This window comes from Bradyrhizobium sp. 6(2017) (assembly GCF_011058295.2).
Lineage (GTDB): Bacteria > Pseudomonadota > Alphaproteobacteria > Rhizobiales > Xanthobacteraceae > Bradyrhizobium > Bradyrhizobium septentrionale.
Genome location: NZ_CP049289.2, coordinates 2999581 through 3019071, shown reverse-complemented (window position 1 = coordinate 3019071; position 19491 = coordinate 2999581). Strand labels below are relative to the sequence as shown.

13 protein-coding genes are annotated in these 19491 nt (G+C 60.2%); 4 read left to right on the top strand and 9 right to left on the bottom strand.

The window, feature by feature from the left end; translation table 11 throughout:
• Positions 1–58 precede the first annotated feature (58 nt).
• A complete protein-coding gene (locus tag G6P99_RS14230; RefSeq protein WP_165128585.1) occupies positions 59–2071 on the top strand; it encodes a winged helix-turn-helix domain-containing protein in 2013 nt (670 codons plus the stop codon).
• A 144-nt stretch (positions 2072–2215) separates the two neighbouring features.
• On the opposite strand, the gene G6P99_RS14225 is transcribed toward G6P99_RS14230, so the two are convergent.
• From G6P99_RS14225 to G6P99_RS14215, 3 genes are all read right to left on the bottom strand, one after another.
• Positions 2216–3889: a hypothetical protein gene (locus G6P99_RS14225; protein ID WP_051345971.1), complete on the bottom strand. Its 1674-nt coding sequence runs from the start codon at positions 3887–3889 to the stop codon at positions 2216–2218.
• A 171-nt stretch (positions 3890–4060) separates the two neighbouring features.
• Positions 4061–5242 (bottom strand): OpgC domain-containing protein, encoded by a 1182-nt coding sequence (locus G6P99_RS14220; protein WP_029078304.1) that lies wholly within the window; start codon positions 5240–5242, stop codon positions 4061–4063.
• A 159-nt stretch (positions 5243–5401) separates the two neighbouring features.
• A complete protein-coding gene (locus G6P99_RS14215; protein WP_035976039.1) occupies positions 5402–6679 on the bottom strand; it encodes an OpgC family protein in 1278 nt (425 codons plus the stop codon).
• Positions 6680–7065: 386 nt separating this feature from the next.
• Between G6P99_RS14215 and G6P99_RS14210 the strand changes: the two genes are divergently transcribed.
• From G6P99_RS14210 to G6P99_RS14200, 3 genes are all read left to right on the top strand, one after another.
• Complete coding sequence (locus G6P99_RS14210) at positions 7066–7428, top strand: hypothetical protein (protein WP_029078305.1); 363 nt, start codon at positions 7066–7068, stop codon at positions 7426–7428.
• A 102-nt stretch (positions 7429–7530) separates the two neighbouring features.
• Positions 7531–7812, top strand: coding sequence for a hypothetical protein (locus G6P99_RS14205; RefSeq protein WP_334262028.1), 282 nt, complete (start codon positions 7531–7533; stop codon positions 7810–7812).
• Positions 7813–8026: 214 nt separating this feature from the next.
• A complete protein-coding gene (locus tag G6P99_RS14200) occupies positions 8027–8872 on the top strand; it encodes an HD domain-containing protein (protein WP_029078307.1) in 846 nt (281 codons plus the stop codon).
• Between the two features lie 244 nt (positions 8873–9116).
• Here the strand turns inward: G6P99_RS14200 and G6P99_RS14195 are convergent, their stop codons facing one another.
• The 6 genes from G6P99_RS14195 to G6P99_RS14170 form a co-directional block, all read right to left on the bottom strand.
• Positions 9117–10829, bottom strand: a complete 1713-nt coding sequence (locus G6P99_RS14195; protein WP_246709542.1) for a PHA/PHB synthase family protein — start codon at positions 10827–10829, stop codon at positions 9117–9119.
• A gap of 108 nt (positions 10830–10937) precedes the next feature.
• Positions 10938–12149 carry an acyl-CoA dehydrogenase family protein gene (locus tag G6P99_RS14190; protein WP_029078309.1) on the bottom strand — a complete coding sequence of 404 codons (1212 nt, stop codon included), beginning with the start codon at positions 12147–12149 and terminating at the stop codon, positions 10938–10940.
• 111 nt (positions 12150–12260) lie between these two features.
• Positions 12261–14261, bottom strand: coding sequence for an acyl CoA:acetate/3-ketoacid CoA transferase (locus tag G6P99_RS14185; protein WP_165128583.1), 2001 nt, complete (start codon positions 14259–14261; stop codon positions 12261–12263).
• Between the two features lie 34 nt (positions 14262–14295).
• Positions 14296–15633: an NAD(P)/FAD-dependent oxidoreductase gene (locus G6P99_RS14180; RefSeq protein WP_051346004.1), complete on the bottom strand. Its 1338-nt coding sequence runs from the start codon at positions 15631–15633 to the stop codon at positions 14296–14298.
• 165 nt (positions 15634–15798) lie between these two features.
• On the bottom strand, positions 15799–17001 hold the full coding sequence (locus G6P99_RS14175) for an acetyl-CoA C-acyltransferase (RefSeq protein ID WP_029078312.1): 1203 nt from the start codon (positions 16999–17001) through the stop codon (positions 15799–15801).
• Positions 17002–17049: 48 nt separating this feature from the next.
• The gene (locus G6P99_RS14170) at positions 17050–19434 is read right to left on the bottom strand and encodes a 3-hydroxyacyl-CoA dehydrogenase/enoyl-CoA hydratase family protein (protein ID WP_029078313.1); all 2385 of its coding nucleotides are present in this window, start codon (positions 19432–19434) and stop codon (positions 17050–17052) included.
• Positions 19435–19491 lie beyond the last annotated feature (57 nt).

Here is a 19491-nt window from a genome sequence, read left to right as displayed (position 1 = left end):
CAGTGGTGTTCATAGAACGCTGAGATTTGGTCCGTTTGAGCTTTCCAGTAGCAAGAGGGTGCTGCGTCGTGATGGGGTCACGCTTTCCCTTGGCAGTCGGGCATTCGAGATTTTGTTCTATCTCGCTGAACGTCCAGGCAAGGTCATCGGAAAGGCGGAGCTCATCGATCATGTCTGGTCGGACGTCACCGTGGAGGAGGGCAGCCTCCGGGTTCACGTGGCCGCCATCCGCAAAGCGCTCGGGGATGGCCAATTCGGCAACCGATATATCGCAAGCGTTAAAGGAAGAGGCTACTCGTTCATTGAATCGGTCATTCGTCTCGAAGACAGCACGGAACAGAGGCGATCAGCGGCAATCTTGGCCGCTGATGTGGTCGGCTACTCTGCGTTGATGGAACGTGCGGCGGAAGCCACCTACGCCGAGTACGAGCGGCTGAAGCGAGAGTCGATCGCGCCCAGCCTCTCCCGCCACCAAGGGCGGCTCATCAAGACTACGGGTGACAGCGCGCTCGCCGAGTTTGCGAGCCCGTTGGCCGCTCTAAGATGCGCGGTCGAAGTACAGGCCCATCTCGCGTCAGGCGATAGTCCCCTGAGGTTACGCGTCGGGATCAACGTTGGTGACGCTATCGTTGGGCCGGAGGGCGATCTGCTAGGCGACGGCATCACCATTGCCGTCCGGCTGGAGAGGATCGCCGATCCAGGCGGCATCCTGATTTCCGAGCAGGTCTACAGCGAAGTCGAGGGCAAGTTGGAGGTTGGCTTCGAGGACCGCGGCGAGCAGCAGTTCAAGAGCATCGCCAAGCCGGTCCGCGTCTACGCGATATGCGCTCAAGCGCATAACGCGCCGATGGGTGCGGCCCCTTCGCTTCCCGACAAACCGTCCATTGCAGTACTGCCGTTCCAGAACCTGAGCAGCGATCCGGAGCAGGAATTCTTCGCGGACGGCATGGTGGAAGAGATCACCACTGCACTTTCGCGGTTCAAGGCACTGTTCGTCATCGCGCGCAACTCAAGTTTCACCTACAAGGGACGCGCGGTCGAAGTGAAGCAGGTGGGACGTGAGCTCGGGGTCCGCTACGTGCTCGAAGGCAGCGTTCGCAAGGCGGAAAACCGAGTCCGTATCACGGGACAGCTCATCGATGCCGCCACTGGCGCGCATCTTTGGGCCGACCGCTTTGACGGTGGGCTCGGGGACATCTTCGATCTGCAGGATCAAGTGACCGAGAGAGTGGTTGGCGCGATCGCCCCGGCGGTTGAAACAGCCGAAATAGAACGTGCCAGGTACAAGCCGACCGAGAGCCTCGATGCCTATGCCATCTACTTGCGGGGTCTGGCCAAGTTCTATCAGTACGGCAATCGGCTTGCCACGGCCGACGCGTTGCGCCTGTTCAACAGGGCGATCGAACTCGATCCGGAATTCGCGCTTGCGTACAGCCATGCCAGTCACTGTTATGCCCATGCCAAGACCAACAGCTGGCTTTCAGGCACAGCGGACGAGCTCGCTGAAGCGTCGAGGCTGGCTCAGCGAGCGCTTGAACTCGGCAAGGATGACGCAAGCGTGCTCAGCGGGAGCGGATGGGCCTTGGCGTTTGTTGTTCGTGACCTCGGCGTTGGCACAAGCCTCATCGATCGCGCGCTTATGCTCAATTCCAATTTGGCCGTGGCGTGGCGTTGCAGTGGCTGGATGAGACTCTGGCTGGGAGATCCGAAACTGGCCATCGAGCATTTTGCGCGTGCCACGCGCCTAAGTCCCCTTGGTTGGTGGCTCGCAGACATTCAAAGCGGGATCGCGCATGCACATTTTTTCCTGGACCGCTATGACGAAGCGGCATCGTGGGCTGCAATGGCAATGCAGAACAATCCGGATTTTCAAGCGGGCGTACGTATCAGCGCTGCAAGCAATGCAATCGCCGGACGGACCGAGGAAGCACATGAGACGACGGTCCGGCTGCAGCGGCTAAATTCCGCGCTGCGTGTTTCGACGCTCAAGCAGGTGCTTGGCCCTTATCGACATGCTGAAGACCTGACGAGATACGAGGAAGGACTGCGGAAAGCCGGGCTGCCCGAATGACATCCCAACCGGCATGCCTCACGAGCGGACAGGTTCCGCCCATTGCCCACGGCCCACCGCGCTACCTTCAGCTTCGTCGACCACAATTTCGGCAAGTCCAAATTGCGTAGCAACGTCATACACTGCGCTCGAAGTACGGCATTTCTAACGAAGATCGGATCCTTGAACTGGAATTGGCGACGCAACCGTCGCCAACGGCTGCTTCATGATAGCCCGTCGATCCTTTACATAGGCAATGGGAACGCCCAACCTCTCCACAGTACCAACGATCTCACCATCAAGATCGCGGTCGCAGTTCATGTGCGTTGGCGCAATGAAGAACTCCGACTCGTCCCATTCCGATCTGAAGTCCCAATGCAATTGCGGCAGCGTGACGGTGTGATCAAAGGCCGGACGTTCTCCGCACACCGCGACGGAATATATTCTCGGCGGCTGAAGCGACTGGTCGGGCACCTTGTCGCGCACGAACGCCTCCAGCGTGCGGATCGCCTCCGGCATGCTGTTGAACCAGTAATCGAGGTCGTATCGGCGGAATGCTCCCGGAAGGCCTCCCACCAGGAGATTATAAGAGAGACTCTCGTAAGGATGCAGCCTCAACAGCGTCACTCCCTCCCAAGCGAAGCAAGCACAGGTCAATGCCAGCGCAGCCGACGCCAGCTGGGCGCTTCGGGCTGCAATCGCATCGAGTCCTTCGCTGATACCGATACCCGCCAGCGTCGCAAGTGGAGGAAGCACGAACAGAAAATGCCGGATTCCCGTGAAGGCGGGACCGTGCGCTACCGCCTCGCACGCCAACGGCAAGATCACGGTCAGCGAGAGCAGAGTGATATCGCGCAGCCGCTGTTGCCTCCCTCGTTCGCGAACTTGCCAGAAGGACACTGTCGCGCCCAGGACGGCACCTGCCAAAACGATCAACGGCACGCGAACCAGGAGATACCCCGGAATATAGAGCCGCGGCACATCGACCATCGAATAGACGCGTCCCGCGAACATGGTGCGAATAGCGTAGTGAAACTCCGAGAATGCCACCAAGCCGCGGATTGGATTGAGCGGCGACAGCGCGGCCCACGGCCACGCTAGGATCATGATGAGATAGGCCAATGCCCAGGACGGCAACGTCTTCAAGATCGAATTCGCCACAAAGCGCAAGCGCGCGCCGGCGCCCTCATGCCAGGGCAGATAAAGAACGATCGCAAGACCCAGATAGATAAGCAGCAACAAGCCAATGCTACGCATTCCCAACGCTGCTCCGGCCATAGCACCGAAGCCCGCAATGTCGATTGCTCGAGGCGATGGCAACTTGCAGGCCGTACGGACCAGAAACAGCATCGCCCCCGCCATGGCTGCGGCAAACGGAATGTCTTTGGTGTGATTGAAGATTTCTCCGTACCATACGCCGCACGACGCAAGCGCAATCGCCGCGAAGAGACCTGCGCGCGGCCCCGCGATCGATCGGGCAATCGCACTGCTAGCGGCGATACCGCCGATTCCAGTCAACGCGCAGAGAATATGACGCAGTTCGTAGGGATCGACGGGAATCACAGAGGCAAGCGCGACCGCGGTCACGTCAAACAGCCCGCCATAGAGGTAGAGGTTTTCGAACGTGAAGAGATCTCGAACCGTGAATCCGCTGCGGTAATAGGCGATGATCAGCTCACCGTAGCGCTGCTGCACCCCTTCATCGTTTGAAATCGCGTAATCCTTGACGGAGAACCACGCAACGACCACGAGAGCCGCGAGGAGCGCCCGGGTCAGAAGATCATAAGCGTTCGAACGAGCGACCAGCCGGAGGCTCCATCCGGCCTGCCGGTCCAGCATTGCACTCACGGACGTGCGATCGTCTGCTGCTCTAGCTTCGATCCGCGGGAACGAATGTTCGGGTCTCATACGCCAGCTGTTCGACTACAAGCGGAGCACGTGGCCGCGTGCGCGTGGACGGTCGGGACGAAGACGGAGCCTTGCATTGCCGGACGCCACCTCACGACGGATTCATGCCGCGCTTGGCTGTGTTCCGGCGTCCGGCTGCGCGCCAAGTCCTGAGTCCACGAAAAGATTCGGAACCCTCCTCGCCCGATCCAGAGCCCATGCGGCGGCCGTCATGATCGCCATACCGGCGAAGCTGATCACCAATTGCTCGATCACCGCGCTCCTCCACTGCACCAGGATCCAGTGAGCACCAAAGGACAGGAACACGCCGAGGCAAAACAATGGAAGCGAATGCTGGCCGCACAAGACGAGCGGACGCAGCCAGTTCGACTTCAACCCGGTCCAATCGCGCTTGAGATAGCGCGAGATGATCACGACGAGCGCAAGGAAGTGGGTGAACCGCAGCATGTCCAGATCGGTCTTGTCGATCGGATAGATCATCTTGACGATCCATTTCGGCGTCAGAGCCTCCAGCATCGGAATATGCCAGGACATGGCGATAACGAATGCAAAGAGGATCCAGGCGACCGCGACGCCAAACACGATGCGCGACTGCATGAACTTCGAGATCTGCGCTGCACCGCCGCGGCCGCACCAGGCGGCGAAGAAGAACAGGAGCTGCCATGCAAACGGATTGAAGTACCAGGTTGCGCCCTTCGGGTATGACGGCAGATTCCAGTCGAAATAGCGCGCCAGCACGTAAAGCACCACCGAGCCGGCCAAAGTCAAATTGGGACGGCGCACCAAGCACCACACCACGAACGGCGCAGCCAAGACGAGCACGATGTAGAGTGGCAACACGTCGAGATCGACCGGCTTGTATTGCAGCGTGAGCGCCTTGCCGATCAACTCATCGGGATGCGCGAGAAAATTGGCGACGTTGAACTCGTCCTTGTACATCGGATTGTCCCACCGTCTCGCGGCGCGGGCGATCTGCGCCGTGAAAACGAGGAAGAGCATGAGATGAGCGACATACATCTGCCAGGCCCGCAGCCACAACCGCTTCAGCGCCGGCATGAAGTGGCCGGCAGCGACGATTGGCGCATAGATGAAACCGAGCAGGTAACCGGAAATGAAGACGAAGAACTCGGCCGCGTCGCAGAATCCGTAGTTGCGAAGCGTCAACCAGGAGACGACGTCATCCGGGATATGGTCGAGATAGATCATCCAGAGACCCAGACCGCGCAACAGGTCGAGCCTCAAGTCCCGTTCGACGACAAAAAGATCTGTGCCCTGCTTTGCCATGTCAGGCCCCATCCCGTCAGTTAGCGAGATCATCAAACCTTGGTTCGGAACCTGCGCAACCTTTCGACCACGGTCGAAAGGCAGTCATCACAAAAGCAGGCGTGTCCTCAAGAGATCGCGAGCCGAACATTGGCTTCCCGAACTGGTCGCAGACATCTATCATGCAACGTCCGTTGTCAGCTTGGATGGAACTGCTCTTGCGCGCTCGCGCTCCGATGTCGCCCATCTGTACCAGGCGAACATCCTGGCAACCCCGTACAGAATAAGGATTCCGGCGACGCCCACGATGAGGTGCAGCGTGAGGCCCGCATTCAGCTCTATCAGCAGCGTATAGCCGGCAAACGACAAAGCAACCCCGAGCGTGAAGATCTGAAGAGAATACTGGCCGCAAAGAACAGCAGGCCGCACCCAGGTCGACTTCAGTCCCGTCCAACCGCTCGGCACGAGGCGCAGGACGACGACAGTCAGGGCCAGGAAATGGGCAAATCTCAAGACGTCGAAGTCGGCCTTGTCGATCGGATAGATCAGCCGAGCGAGCCAGCCGGGGATCAGGCTTTCGAGACTCGGAAAACACCACGTCATAGTCACGAAAAAGGCCGCACATAGATAGGCGATGGCTACCCAGAGGATCCGCGGAGAGCTAAGGACCAGCGATACCCGCCGCCCACCCCCTTGCGCACACCAGACACCAAAGACGAATAGCAATTGCCATGCGAAGGGATTGAACGACCAAAAGCCGTCGGGATAAGTCGACAGGTGCAAATCATATCGGATCGTGAGGGCGTAGACGCCGATTGACAGGAAGATCGGCAGATCTCTTTGCAATCGTGCAAGCTGCAGAATCATTGGCAGAAAGGCCATGAGCACGACATAGAGCGGCAAGACATCCATGTTCAGCGGACGAAACCGCAGCAACAGGACCTGGATCATCACGGCGCCGGGTTGCTTGAAGAACTCCCCAACTTCCATTTCCTGAATGTAAAACGAGGGCTTCTCCGCGATTGTCGTCACGTAGACGATCTCGGCCATCAGGACCAGGAATAGCAGCAGATGCGCGGTGTAGATTTGCCACACCCGCCGTATCACGCGTGCCGTTCCAATCACGAATCCGGATTCGAAGGTCGCCCTGCCGTAGACCAGCGCTGCCGTGTAGCCCGAGATGAAGATGAAGATTTCGGCAGCGTCGCTGAAGCCGTAGTTTCGCATTGTGAACCAGCTCAGAACGTCGGGCGAGACGTGGTCGATATAGATGAGCCACAGCGCCAGTCCGCGAAACAGATCGAGCCGCAGTTCCCGCTGGCCGGATCCGAGAGCAAAAATTGGCTTCGATGCAGTCCGCGACAAGGCCTGCATGGTCGAGAGCCCGCCACCCCCGCACGCAACGGCAGCAACCCGGTCGGCAACCGACGATAACCGCGGACTAAAGGGGGCCGTCATCCCTCTCTCCCGGCTCGAGCCTACGAGCCATTCAAATTGGCATCCCGCTGCATACTCTGCTTCAGCTCACGCCGATGTTCCACGGCCTAAACGGACACAAATGGGTTCTTATCGGACTTCTACGTCGCGAGGGCGGCTTCCTCGCGATCGCCGAATGTCTCAAGATCCCATCCCAGGTCGGGAGAGAGCGCGCGGCAGCGTTACATAGCCCTTCGGCATGTCGACCTCGTGCGACCTTGCGCACGCGTCCGCACCCACAATTGATTTGATCAGCCTGCGCCGACTTGTCGATTCCTGCTGTTGTATTGGGCGAGCCGGTGCTGATGTCATCAAAACGCAACGCAACCGTGCCCGCTTCGCGGGCGGCTCGCTAGCGGATTCCAGCTATGAATACGGAAGAACTTGAGAATCTCACAAAATGGCTCACGGACGGCGCACGTGGCGTATCCTCGCCCGAAATCGTAGTGAGCCGGGTCTGTGAGTCCCTGGTGACGGCCGGTGTGCCGCTCTGCCGCGTCGGTGTCTTTGTCCAGACGCTGCATCCCGATGCATTCGGGCGGAGCTTCGTTTGGCAGCCGGACGCCGGCGTCGTGATCGATACCGCAGGGTTCGACCTTCCGGAGTCAGACCGCTTCAACCAGAGTCCGTTCGCGATCCTCTACGCCAGCCCCGTGAGGTCGGCTACCGGCTTGACGACCCCGAAAGCACGCGCTTCCCGTTCTTCGGCGAGATGCGCGCGGAAGGCGTGACGGAGTACGTCGTCCTGCCGCTGCACTTCACCGATGGTTCGCTGCACGCGGCGAGCTGGGCAACGAAGGAGCCTGGCGGGTTCACCGACGACCATCTTTTCCGTGTTGCGATCCACCCTTCTGCCGTTCACGCGACTCGCGGAGATCTTTGCACTACGTCGGACAGCTGCATCGCTGCTCGATACCTACGTCGGCAATCGCCCCTCGGTCAATCTCACCGCGCGGCTGGAGAAGATCGCCGGTAAGCTCAGCCGCACCGTGATGGCCTCGAGCGCGTTTGCAGGCGTCTCGGCCGGCGGCTGGACCGACCTCGGTGAGTTTCCCATTGCCGGCTTCTCGCAGCCGCATCGGGTGTTTGGCTTGAGCAATGAAGCTGCGATCTAAGCGAGACACAGCACGCCGCTGGATCCCGGGTCCTTACCGGCCACCACCAGCTGCAATTCGGCCATCGGAGCAGTTGGCTCCACGGAATTTCTCTTAAATGGTTGACCTATCGCGAAGCTTGATCCCAGATCATGGATCTGTGGAGTGGAGCCCAACATCGACATCACACACTCAAGGCGCGTGTGAGCTGAGCTCGAGCAGGTTGGAGGCCGATATGAAGACGATCGCTGCTGTGGCTGCAAGAAAGCTTGGCCGCTTTCTTGTCAGGGACTTTCGCGAACTCTTCGGACGGGCACATGACGATCAGGCAGAGCGCCTTGGGGCTCTCGCAAGAAGCATCATTGAGTGCATGGCACGGAGTGATGCGCTTTATCACAACTTCGAGCACACGATGCTGGTTACCCTGGTGGGGCGAGACATACTGCGAGGGTTGGCGCTGTCGACACGCTTGGCCCCCGAAGACTATGGTCATCTCATCGTGGCGTGCCTGTTGCACGATGTCGGCTATATGCGCGGCATACTGGCCGGAGATACGGAAGCCGAGTTCGTGGTGGACGGAAGCGGACGGACCATTGCCCTCGCTCGCGGCGCTTCAGATGCTGCGCTTGCCCCCTACCACGTCGATCGTTCGAAACTCTTTGCCTTCGAGCGACTGGAGAATTCGCCGATTGTCGAGGCCGAGCGAGTAGCGAGAGCGATTGAATTCACGCGCTTTCCATGCTCGATCGATCCGGGCAGCACGAATGACAATCTGGAGCCCAGGCTGGTGCAGGCAGCAGATCTCATTGGGCAACTCGGCGATCCCATGTATTCGCGCAAGGCCAATGCGCTGTATAGTGAATTCGAAGAGATCGGCATGAATCGACAACTCGGATATTCCTCCCCCGCCGATCTCATCGACAAGTATCCCTCCTTCTATTGGAACAGCGTGTCGATACATTTGTCGGCAGGAATCCAATATCTGAACTTGACGACCTCTGGGCGTCAGTGGATTGCCAACCTCCATAACCACATTCTCTGTGCCGAGCACGGCCAGCGCTTGATGGGACCACAGCCGTGAGGATCGTGATCCGATCGTCCGAAATTTCGTGCCAAAGACAATAGAACTGCGCTGCTCTCGCACTCGTTCAGTCGTGCGGAAGCTCTCCCCATTGAAGACGCCCGTCAGGCCAGCCTGCCGAAGCCGCCTCAATCAAATGATGAACGTTCTCACTGGATCGAATCGCGCTCGAAGAGCGTCTCCCCGGCCCCGATCCACATTCTCGGGCCTCCGCGTAATCCGCACGTCTTCCACAAGGCCCAGCTCAAGGTTCGAGTACATAGCTGCCTGGCGCCGGTCCTATCGGCTTTAGGCGCTCGCTGCCAAGCGTCGTCGGCGCCTCGCGCTTGCCCCCTGAACGTTCGCTCGACCAGGTCTGCCATAAGCTCCACCAGGAACCGCTCTCGGTCGTCGCCAGCCTCAGCCAATCGTCGGCCGAGGGGCCGAGTTGCGGATTGAGAAAGTACTTCGCCTTCTTGCTTGACGGCGGGTTGATCAGACTCTGGATGTGTCCGCTGCTGCTCAGGATGAAATCAGTCTTCCCGCCGAAAGCGCGCGCCGAATCGTAGACGCCCTTCCACGGCGTGATGTGATCGGTAGTCCCAGCGACGAACATCTTGTCGCAAGTGACCTTCGAAAGGTCGATTGGATTGCCGAGAACCTTCATCGCCCCGGGTCTGACCAGGCGATTGTCGGTAAACATATCGAGTATCTCGGAGTGGAGTGCTGCCGGCAACCGGGTGGCATCGTTGCTCCAATAGAGAATATCGAAGGCTGGCGGCGCGTTGCCCAAAAGATAGTTGTTGACCCAGTAGTTCCAAACGAGATCGTTTGGACGCAGCCAGGCGAAGATGCGATTCATCTCCATGCCGTCGAGCACACCAGCGGTTTGCGATTTCAGCTTTGCGGCCGCCGTGGTCTCATCCGTTGCGAATAGACTGAGCGTTCCATCGGAAGTCTGCCCAAGAACGGCTACCATCATCACCATGGCATGAATGCTGGTGTCACCGCTCGCTGCCAGGTGCCCGGCAAGCGCCGCAGCCGTCATGGCGCCCGAGCACGCCGCGTGGACGATCAGATCCGGCGAGCCGGTGATGTCGCGCACGGCCGCGATCGCTTCTCGAAGAGCTGCAACATAGGCATCCATGCCCCAATTCCGGTCTTCGGCCGTCGGGTTGCGCCAGCTCACCGCGAACATCTGGAGGCCATGGGCGACCATATACTCCACCATGCTCTTTCCGGGTGATAGATCGAAGACGTAGAATTTGTTGATCTCCGGCGGCACGATGAGATGTGGTCGTTCGTAGACGGTGTCTGTCGTGGGCGAATACTGTATCAATTCCAGGATTGGATTGCGGAACACGACCTTGCCGGGAGAAAGTGCGAGGTTGCCGCCAACGGCAAACGCCTTCTTGTCGACTTGCGAGGGAAGTCCACCATTGCTGTTGATGTCGTCGACGAGATTCTTGAACCCGTTGACCAGATTTTGGCCACGGTCTTCCCAGGTTTTCCTCAGAGCGGCCGGATTTCCAAAAAGCGTATTGGTCGGGGCGAGCGCGTCTGTCATGAGCGAGACCGCGAAGCGCGCCCGGCTCTTGGTCCTATCATCGAGTGCGGAACGATCGACGAACTGCTGGAGCGCGTTGGTCCAGGCCAAATACCCCTGGAGCACCATCCGGTAGAATGGATTCTCCTGCCAGGCTTGATCGCCGAATCGCTTGTCGACCTTCGGCGGTGCAAGTTCCGACTGCCCGGCCATGACCGCGATCAGCTCGCGGATCAATGCAGCCTCCTGCTCGACCACGAGCATCGGGTGCTGGATCGCCTGCTCTCCGATGGCGCGGAAGCTCGTGACGACGTCCTCGGCCCGCAGGCCGACGAACGGATTCGGACCGAGCAGACCGTCGGTCGCTTGCTCGGCCAGATCGATCTGCCCGGTCGCCGCCGTTTCCGAAGTTGACGCTTTCCCTGCCGACACCGATCCCTCCCCGATTTTTCGCCGCCCCTGCGAGAACCGCGCTGGAGCGATTGCATGGCCGTGGCCTTCCCCCGCCGACGGCGCTGCCGTCGCCGGAGGTCATCCCTGTCAGACGAAGGCGCTATGGCCAGTGATATCCCGGCCGACGATCAAGGACTGGATTTCCGCCGTTCCTTCGTAGGTCACCAGGCTTTCCATGTCGCACATATGCCGGATCACATGGAAGTCGAGCGTGATGCCGTTCCCGCCCAGGACATCGCGAGCCATCCGGCATACTTCCCGCGCCTTGACGCTGCAGTAATACTTGGCCAACGCCGCCATCGTTTCCTCCAGCTTTCCTTCGTCAATCAACCGGCCAAGTCGGATGCAGTAGAGCTGCATTGCAGTGACGTCGCCGAGCATGTTGACCAGTATCGACTGGATCATCTGGGACTTGGCGATGGGCCTGCCAAATTGAACTCTGCGCTGAGCATAGTTCAGTGAGATGTCGTAGGCCGCGACGGCATTGCCAAGGGACGCCCAGGCAACCGTATTGCGGGTGCCCATGAGAACTCTCGCGCAATCCTTGAACGAATTGCAGTTCTGCAACCGCGCATCCTCCGAAACCCGACAGTCGGTGAGCGTGATGTCGGCGTTCTGGACCATACGCAACGAAATCTTTCCCTGGATCTTGGTCGCCTTGTAGCCAGGATTGTCCTTCTCGACGACGAACGCCTTGACCTGCTTGTCGGCGACGTCGCGGGCATAGACCACGATGTAGTCGCACCATACGGCGTTGCCCGGCCAACGCTTGCGGCCGTTGATCACCCATTCATTTCCTTCACGCCTCGCCGTTGTCTCCAAGGCCACCGAATCGGATCCATGATCCGGCTCGGTCAGCGCGAACGCGCCAACCTTTTCGAATTTTGCCATCAGTGGCAGATAGCGGCGCCTCTGCTCTTCGGAACCGAGCAGGTTGATCGACTGCATCGCGAGCCCCATGTGTACTGCAAAGAACGTCGCGACACTGGAATCGATACGGCTCAGCTCCATCATCACGAGTCCCGCGCCGACCGCGCTCATCGGCCGACATCCGTGGTCGCGCATGTTGTAGTCCCCAATGAGGTTCAACGCCGCAATCTTGGGGACCAACTCGAAGGGAAACTCGCCCCGTTCCCAATATGAATTGACGACCGGTAAGATCTCCGCTTCGCCGAACTCTCGCACCTCCCTGAGGATCTCTGCCTCCTCCGGCTTCAATTGCTCTTTCATCAGGAAGTAGTCAGTGCCGCGCGCGCGGCCGATATTGTCTGCTAGTTTATCGGTGATCGGATCAGTCATGATGTGCCTCCCTATTGTTCCTCGTCCAGCGCTCTACGCGCTGACAGCACGGCTCCGCGACTTCGCCTCAGGGGTCAGCAAGCGGCTTCCTGTGCGCCCGGACACCAACGATCATGTGCGGGCCACCGTCTCCCTCACGACACCCTTCGCTTCGTCCTCCGATTCGTAGATGTGCGGCGCGACGCCCCTCTTTGCGAGAGAGTCGCCGAGCTTCGCCCGCATGAAGGCGCTCGTTGCAAAGCGCGTGACGCCGTGGAAATAGCGGTCCCCAATCTCCTTCACGGCGTCGAGATATTCACCCTCAACGTCCCGATCGAGCTCGAAGCCGTCGTAGTTGACGACAGCATAGACCTTGTGACCCAGAGGCTCGACGATCGAGCGGATCCGCTCGCGATATCGCTCGATGATGTCGCTTGTCTTCACCGCGAGTTCGGAAAGATTGAGGAAGAGTATGTTGTGCTCTTCGTCGTAGTTGAACCGGTCGTCGAACGGCAGCCGCAGAAGCTCTTCGCGCAGCCCCATCGGCTCGACCCTGAATATCCTCGGGTCCATCTCCCGCGGCTGACGAACGATCGGTTCGAAGTCCATCTTGTCGAGAATGTCGTGTTTGATGTCGATCCCCGGCGCCACCTCGATCAGCTCGAGTCCGTCCTTCGTGAGTTGGAACACGCATCGCTCGGTGATGTAGAGGACCTCCTTGCCGTTCCGCGCGGCGAAAGGGCCCGAGAACGTGCGGTGCTCGACCTCGTTGACGAACTTCTTCGCCTTGCCGTCCCGCTCGATCAGCAGCTTTCCGTCCACGATCGCGACTTCGAGGTCTCCGGCCGTGAACGTGCCGAGGAAATATATCTTCTTCGCGTTCTGGCTGATGTTGATGAAGCCGCCCGCCCCCGCCAGACGCGGACCGAACTTCGAAACGTTGAGGTTCCCCTCCCTGTCGGCTTGGGCCAGGCCGAGAAATGCTGCGTCGAGGCCGCCACCGTCGTAGAAGTCGAACTGATAGGGCATGTCGATGACGGCTTGCGCATTGGTCGCGGCTCCGAAATTCACGCCGCCGGCCGGAATGCCGCCGATGACCCCCGGCTCGGCGGTCAGCGTCATGAGGTCGGCGCACTTCTCTTCGGCAGCGACGGCGGCGACCCCTTCCGGAATGCCGACTCCCAGATTGACCACGCTGTTGGGACGTAGCTCCATCGCTGCGCGGCGAGCGATAATCTTGCGATCGTCCATCGGCATCGCCTCCAGCGAGGTCAGTGGAACGCGCACCTCGCAGGCGAAGGCGGGATTGTACGGGGTGGCGATGGTCTGCATGTGAAGTTCCGGAGTGGTCGCAACGACGATGCAGTCGACCAGCGCGCCGGGGACCTTCACCTGTCGCGGATTGAGCGTGCCGACATCGGCGATACGCTCGACCTGCGCGATGACCAGGCCACCCGAGTTGTGCGCAGCCATCGCGAGCGAGAGCGTATCTACCGTCAGCGCCTCCCGCTCCATCGTGATGTTACCATCTGCGTCAGCCGTTGTTCCGCGTATCAACGCGACGTCGATCGGAAAGGACTTATAGAAGAGGTATTCCTTGTCGCCGACGACCATCAACTCGATCAGGTCCTCGGTCGTTCTCTCGTTCAGCTTTCCTCCACCGAATCGAGGATCCGCGAACGTACCGAGCCCGACACGTGACAGATGGCCGGGCTTGCCCGCGGCGATATCACGGTACAGTTGCGACAACGGCCCGAGGGGAATGTTGTAGCCCTCGACCTGATTTCCGGCCACGAGTTGATAAAGTGCGGGCACGGCCGTCCAGTGACCGCCGATGAGGCGCTTGACCAGACCGGGGTGAGCGAGGCGTTGGGCTCCGCGCTGCTGGCCGTCTCCGGGACTGACGCACCATACCAGCGTCAGATCGCGAGGTTTGCCGAAAGACGCGGCTTCGGCATCGTGCGATTCGTAGATCGCCGCCAGTTCGTGAACGACTTCCATAGCGAGGCCTATGCCGAAGAACCCGCCTATCGCCACCGTATCACCCGTGTGTATCAGCCGTGCGGCTTCACGCGCCGTGACAACTTTTCCCGTCTTGCCAGATTTTGCCGTCGGAACGATTGCTGCGCTCATCTGGATTCCCCAATTGTCTGTTCTGCGACCAATTTCAATGCAGCTTCACGCACGGCTCGGTGCGCCGCGAAATCAACTTGGCAGCGGTATCAAGCGCGGTCTTCAGCGTTCCGTGCAGCGCTCGCTGATGCATTTTGTAGAGCGATCGGTACATGAGGCGAGCGAACACGCCTTCCAGGTAGACGCTACGATTCCCGACCATCCCGATCAGGTTGCCGACCGTCCCGTACTCGGAGAGGTTCACGAGGTTGCCGAAATCCCTATACTTGAACTTCGGCAGGGCTTTTTTCTTGAGACGTGCGCGGACGGCTTTCTCGACCAGCGAAGCCATCTGGTGAGCCGTCTGGGCGCGCGGCGGGGTCGGCTTGCCTTCTTCCGGAAGGACGTAGCAGGCACAATCGCCGATCGCGAAGATGTTGTCGTCTCGGGTGGTCTGAAGTGTATCGCGAACCACCAACCGGTTGATGCGGTCGGTCTCGAGCCCGTCGATGTCCTTCAGGAAATCGGGCGCCTTTATGCCGGCGGCCCAGACAACCATCTCCGCGGGAATGAATTCACCGCTCGCCAGTCTTACCCCATCCTTCGTTATCTCGGCTGCTTGCCTGCCCGTCAGCACCTGCACACCGAGTCGATTCAGCATGTCCGCCGTCGACGCGGCCAGTTGCTGCGGCAGGGGGCCGAGAATTCGCGGACCCGCCTCGATGATCGTGAGCCTGATCGACTTGTCGAAGTCGATATTGTCCAGCCCATAGGCGGCAATGTCGCGCATAGTTTTGTGCAACTCCGCCGCCAGTTCGACGCCGGTGGCCCCGGCGCCAATGATGACACAATGCAACTGGCCCTCGTGCAGCGATTCGTATTGGGCGTTGGCCCTGACACATGCGTTGATCAGCTTGCGATTGAATCTCGCCGCCTCATCTGCGCTGTCGATGGCAATGGCGTGCTCCTTTACGCCCGGCGTGGCAAAGTCGTTGCCGACGCTTCCGACCGCGACGATCAGTGTGTCGTAGCCTAGAACCCGCGGCGGGATCAGCTGCCGGCCATCCTCATCGAGCATTGGTTCCACGAAGACTTGGCGCTTCTCGCGATCGAGCCCGCACATCGCACCGACACGGAAGCGATAATGGTGCGAGCGCGCGTGGGCGAGGTACTCGACCGAATCGACGTGGATATCGAGCGTGCCCGAAGCGACCTCGTGCAGGTGCGGCTTCCACACGTGCACCCGGGTCTTGTCGAGAAGTGCGATCGACGCCTTGCCCCGGCTGCCAAGACGATCTCCCAGTTGCGTCGCAAGTTCGAGCCCGCCGGCCCCGCCGCCGACGATCAGCACGCGGTGCAGCGAGGCTTCCCGGCCTTGCCGGCTCTCCGGAATCTCACCGTAGTCCACGAATCCGGTCGGCGTTTCCTTTAAACGTCGATTCGCCCGCACAGAAGCCGCAGCCCCGCCTACTTCGGCCGTATCGCCTCGATCTCCGCCGGCAGCCACCCGCATTCTCCCGCCATCCTCGTCGCTTCACTCGAAAAAATAATCCGAATCTCAGACCCGTTCGAATATCGCCGCGAAGCCCATACCGGTTCCGATGCACATCGAGACCATGCCATACCTGATCTTCGGATCTCGCTGCATGGCGCTGACGAGCGTGGCGACGCGTACGGCTCCGGTAGCCCCGAGAGGATGGCCCAACGCGATCGCGCCGCCATACGGATTCACCTTCGCGGGGTCGAGATTGAGCGTCCGCATGCAGGCCAGAGCCTGGGCTGCAAACGCTTCGTTCAATTCGATCCAATCGAGGTCGTCGTGCTTGAGCCCGGCGAGTTTCAACGCACGCGGGATCGCCTCGATGGGACCAATCCCCATGATCTCTGCCGGCACGCCGGCGACGCTTGCCGATACGAACCGTGCCAGCGGCTTGAGATTGTGCTCCTTCAGGATCTTCTCACTGACAAGGATGGCTGCACCGGCGCCATCGGACATCTGGGATGCGTTGCCGGCTGTCACGCTTCCCTTCGAAGCGAACACGGGCCGCAATTTGGCCAAGGCCTCCGCGCTGATGTCGGGCCGCGGTCCCTCATCAACCTCCACGGTGTTCTCGACGATCTTGACAGCAGCCGCTCTGGAGTCCGGCACATGGCTGCGCACGAAAACTGGCGCTATCTCATCCCGGAACTTGCCGGCGTTGATTGCCGCTGTCGCCTTTTGATGGCTCGCCAGCGCAAATGCATCCTGGTCCTCCCGGCTGACCTGCCATTTCTCCGCGACCCGCTCGGCTGTCAGCCCCATCCCGTAGGCCATGCCGATGTTTTCCTGCTTCTCGAAGATCGCGGGATTGTAGGAGGGCTTGTTGCCCATCATCGTGGGCATCATGCTCATCGTCTCCGTACCACCGCCGATCATCACATCGGCCTCACCGAGACGGATGCGGTCGGCCGCCATCGTTACTGCTTGCACACCGGAGCTGCAGAAGCGGTTGATCGTAAGACCGGGCACGCTGTCCGGCAGCCCGGCCAGCAGGACGCCCAGGCGAGCAACGTTCATTCCCTGCTCCGCCTCGGGCATGGCGCAGCCGATGATGGCGTCGCCGACCAGCTTCGGATCGAGTGCGGGCACCCGATCCATCGCCGCCCTTATCACGTGAGCGAGCATGTCATCGGGACGGACATTGCGCAGCGCCCCGCGGGCCTTTCCGACCGGGGTTCTGACGGCGGCGACGAGGTAGGCATCTTGAACCTGATTGACCACTTCTCTCTCCCTGCGATCATCGACAATCCGTAGCCGCACCACGCTGATTCAGTTCCGTAACGGCCTGCCCGTCTCCAGCATGGTCTTGATGCGCATCTGTGTCTTCTCGGTCTTGCCGAGTTCGACGAACATTTTCCGTTCGACCGCCAGCAACCAATCCTCATCGACCAGCGTTCCGGTCTCTACGTTGCCACCGCAGAGTCCGGTCGCGATGGCCCTGCCGACGCGGTAATCGTGCTCCGAAATCATCCCGCCGCCTTGCATGTTGGCGAGCGTCTGTTCGAGCGTCGCGATTCCGCTGCGGCCGCTGACTTTGACGGCTTTCGGGGGCAAGGGAGGTCGATAGCCGGCTTCGGAAAGCGACCGCGCAATCTGTTGCGCCACGTGGAGCACTTCGTTCGGATTGAACGCGACGACGTCGCTTTCGCGCAGAAATCCGATTTCCTTCGCGTCGAGTGCGTTGGTGGCCGTCCTTCCGCCCGAGATCATCTGGAACGGTCCGGTGAGAAACATCAAAGGGTCGTTCATGGTAGTCGCTTGGGCCAAACGCGCCGCCCGGACCGCGAACTCCTTCAATCCGCCACCGCCAGGTACCAAACCGACGCCCGCTTCCACCAATCCGATCTGCGACTCGAGCGATGCAACGACGCGCGCGCAATGCATCGCGATTTCGCATCCGCCGCCGAGCGCTGCACCGTTGATGGCCGCCACGACGGGAACCAGCGAATATTTCAACCTCGCCGTCATTTGTTGAAAACGCGCAATGAAGCTCTCCAGTCCGCCGAAATCGTTCTTCGCCGCGAATTCCATGAACGCGTTCAGGTTGGCACCCGCCGAAAACGGCGGCTTCGGCTGCCAGATCACCAGGCCTCTGTACCCGGCCTCCGCGCGCCCTACGGCATCGACGATCGCATCGACCACGTCCGGCCCGAGCGTGCCGGCCTTACTCTTGAGAGAAAGGATGGCCACGTCATCGCTGCCATCCTCGGCTGTTGTCCAGAGGCGCGCCGCATCGCTCTCGGACAACGTCTTGCCGATCTGCTGCACCTCACCGAATACCGACTCCGGAAACCGCTGACGCCGATAGATTGGAAGCATCGTTCGCGGCTTGGTCACGGCCTCGCGGGCTGAGTAGGATCCTGTCGGCATATGGACGCCGACGCGACCGTCGATAACCCAAGCGGGAAGCGGCGCTCTTGCCATCGTGTTGTCCGCTGCGATATCCGCCTTGATGGCATCGGCCGTGGTCTTCCATCCAGCCGACTGCCAGGCCTCGAATGGACCCTCACGCCAACCGAAGCCCCAGCGAACGCCAAGATCCAGGTCGCGCGCATTGTCGGCGATTGATCCGAGATGGTACGCACTGTAGTGGAACAGGTCGCGGAATGAGCGCCAAACAAGCTGGGCCTGCGGGTGGTCGCTCTTCCTCAGCCTGACGAACTTCTCCGCGGGGTCCTTGAGCTTGAGGATCACCTCGACGTCCGGATCGACCGTGGCGCCGGATGGAACATATTCCTGAGTGGCGGGGTCGAGCACCTTGGTCTCTCTGCCTTCCCTCCGGTACAAGCCAGCTCCGCTCTTCTGTCCCAGCGCGCCGCGTTGGATCAACGCGGTCACGTATGCAGGCACCTCGTAGTATTTGTGCCAGGGGTCGTCGGGCAGCCGGTCATTCATGGTCTTGACCACGTGCGCCATCGTATCCAGACCGACCACGTCGGCGGTACGGAAGGTCGCGCTCGTAGCCCGCCCGATCAGGGGACCGGTCACGGCGTCGGCTGCGTCGAATGTCAGCTTCAAATCCTGTGTGTGCCGCATTACCGCAAGCAACGAAAATACGCCGACGCGATTTGCGATGAAGTTGGGCGTATCCAGTGCGCGAACCACGCCCTTCCCGAGGGTCGTCGTCAGGAAACTCTCGAGATCGTCGACCAAATCCGGGGACGTTGCCGCCACGGGAATGATCTCAATCAGCGTCATGTAGCGCGGCGGGTTGAAAAAATGCACGCCGCAAAATCGAGATCGCAGGTTCTCCGGGAGTCCCTTCCCCATCTCCTCGATGGAAAGTCCCGACGTATTGGAGGCGATCACGACATTCGACGTGACGTACGGAGCGATTCGTTTGTACAGATCGAGTTTCCAATCCATCCGTTCCGCGATCGCCTCGATCACGAGGTCGCATTCCCCGAGCTTCGCCAGATGCTCGTCGTAGTTGGCTGGCTCGATATAGCCGAGGCGATCCTTCACAGCCGCTGGCGGCGGAGACAGCTTCCTCAGATTCTCGATCGCTTTCTTGGCGACGCCGCTCGGATCGCCATCCTTCGCGGCGAGATCGAACAGGACGACCGGGATATTCGCATTGACGAGATGCGCAGCGATCTGCGCTCCCATAACGCCGGCGCCTAACACCGCTACATTCCTGACCTGCAACGTCATGGGAATTCCTCTCTGTATGCGGCCATCGGTCGAATTGCCGGGAGATCGGTCGCCGCT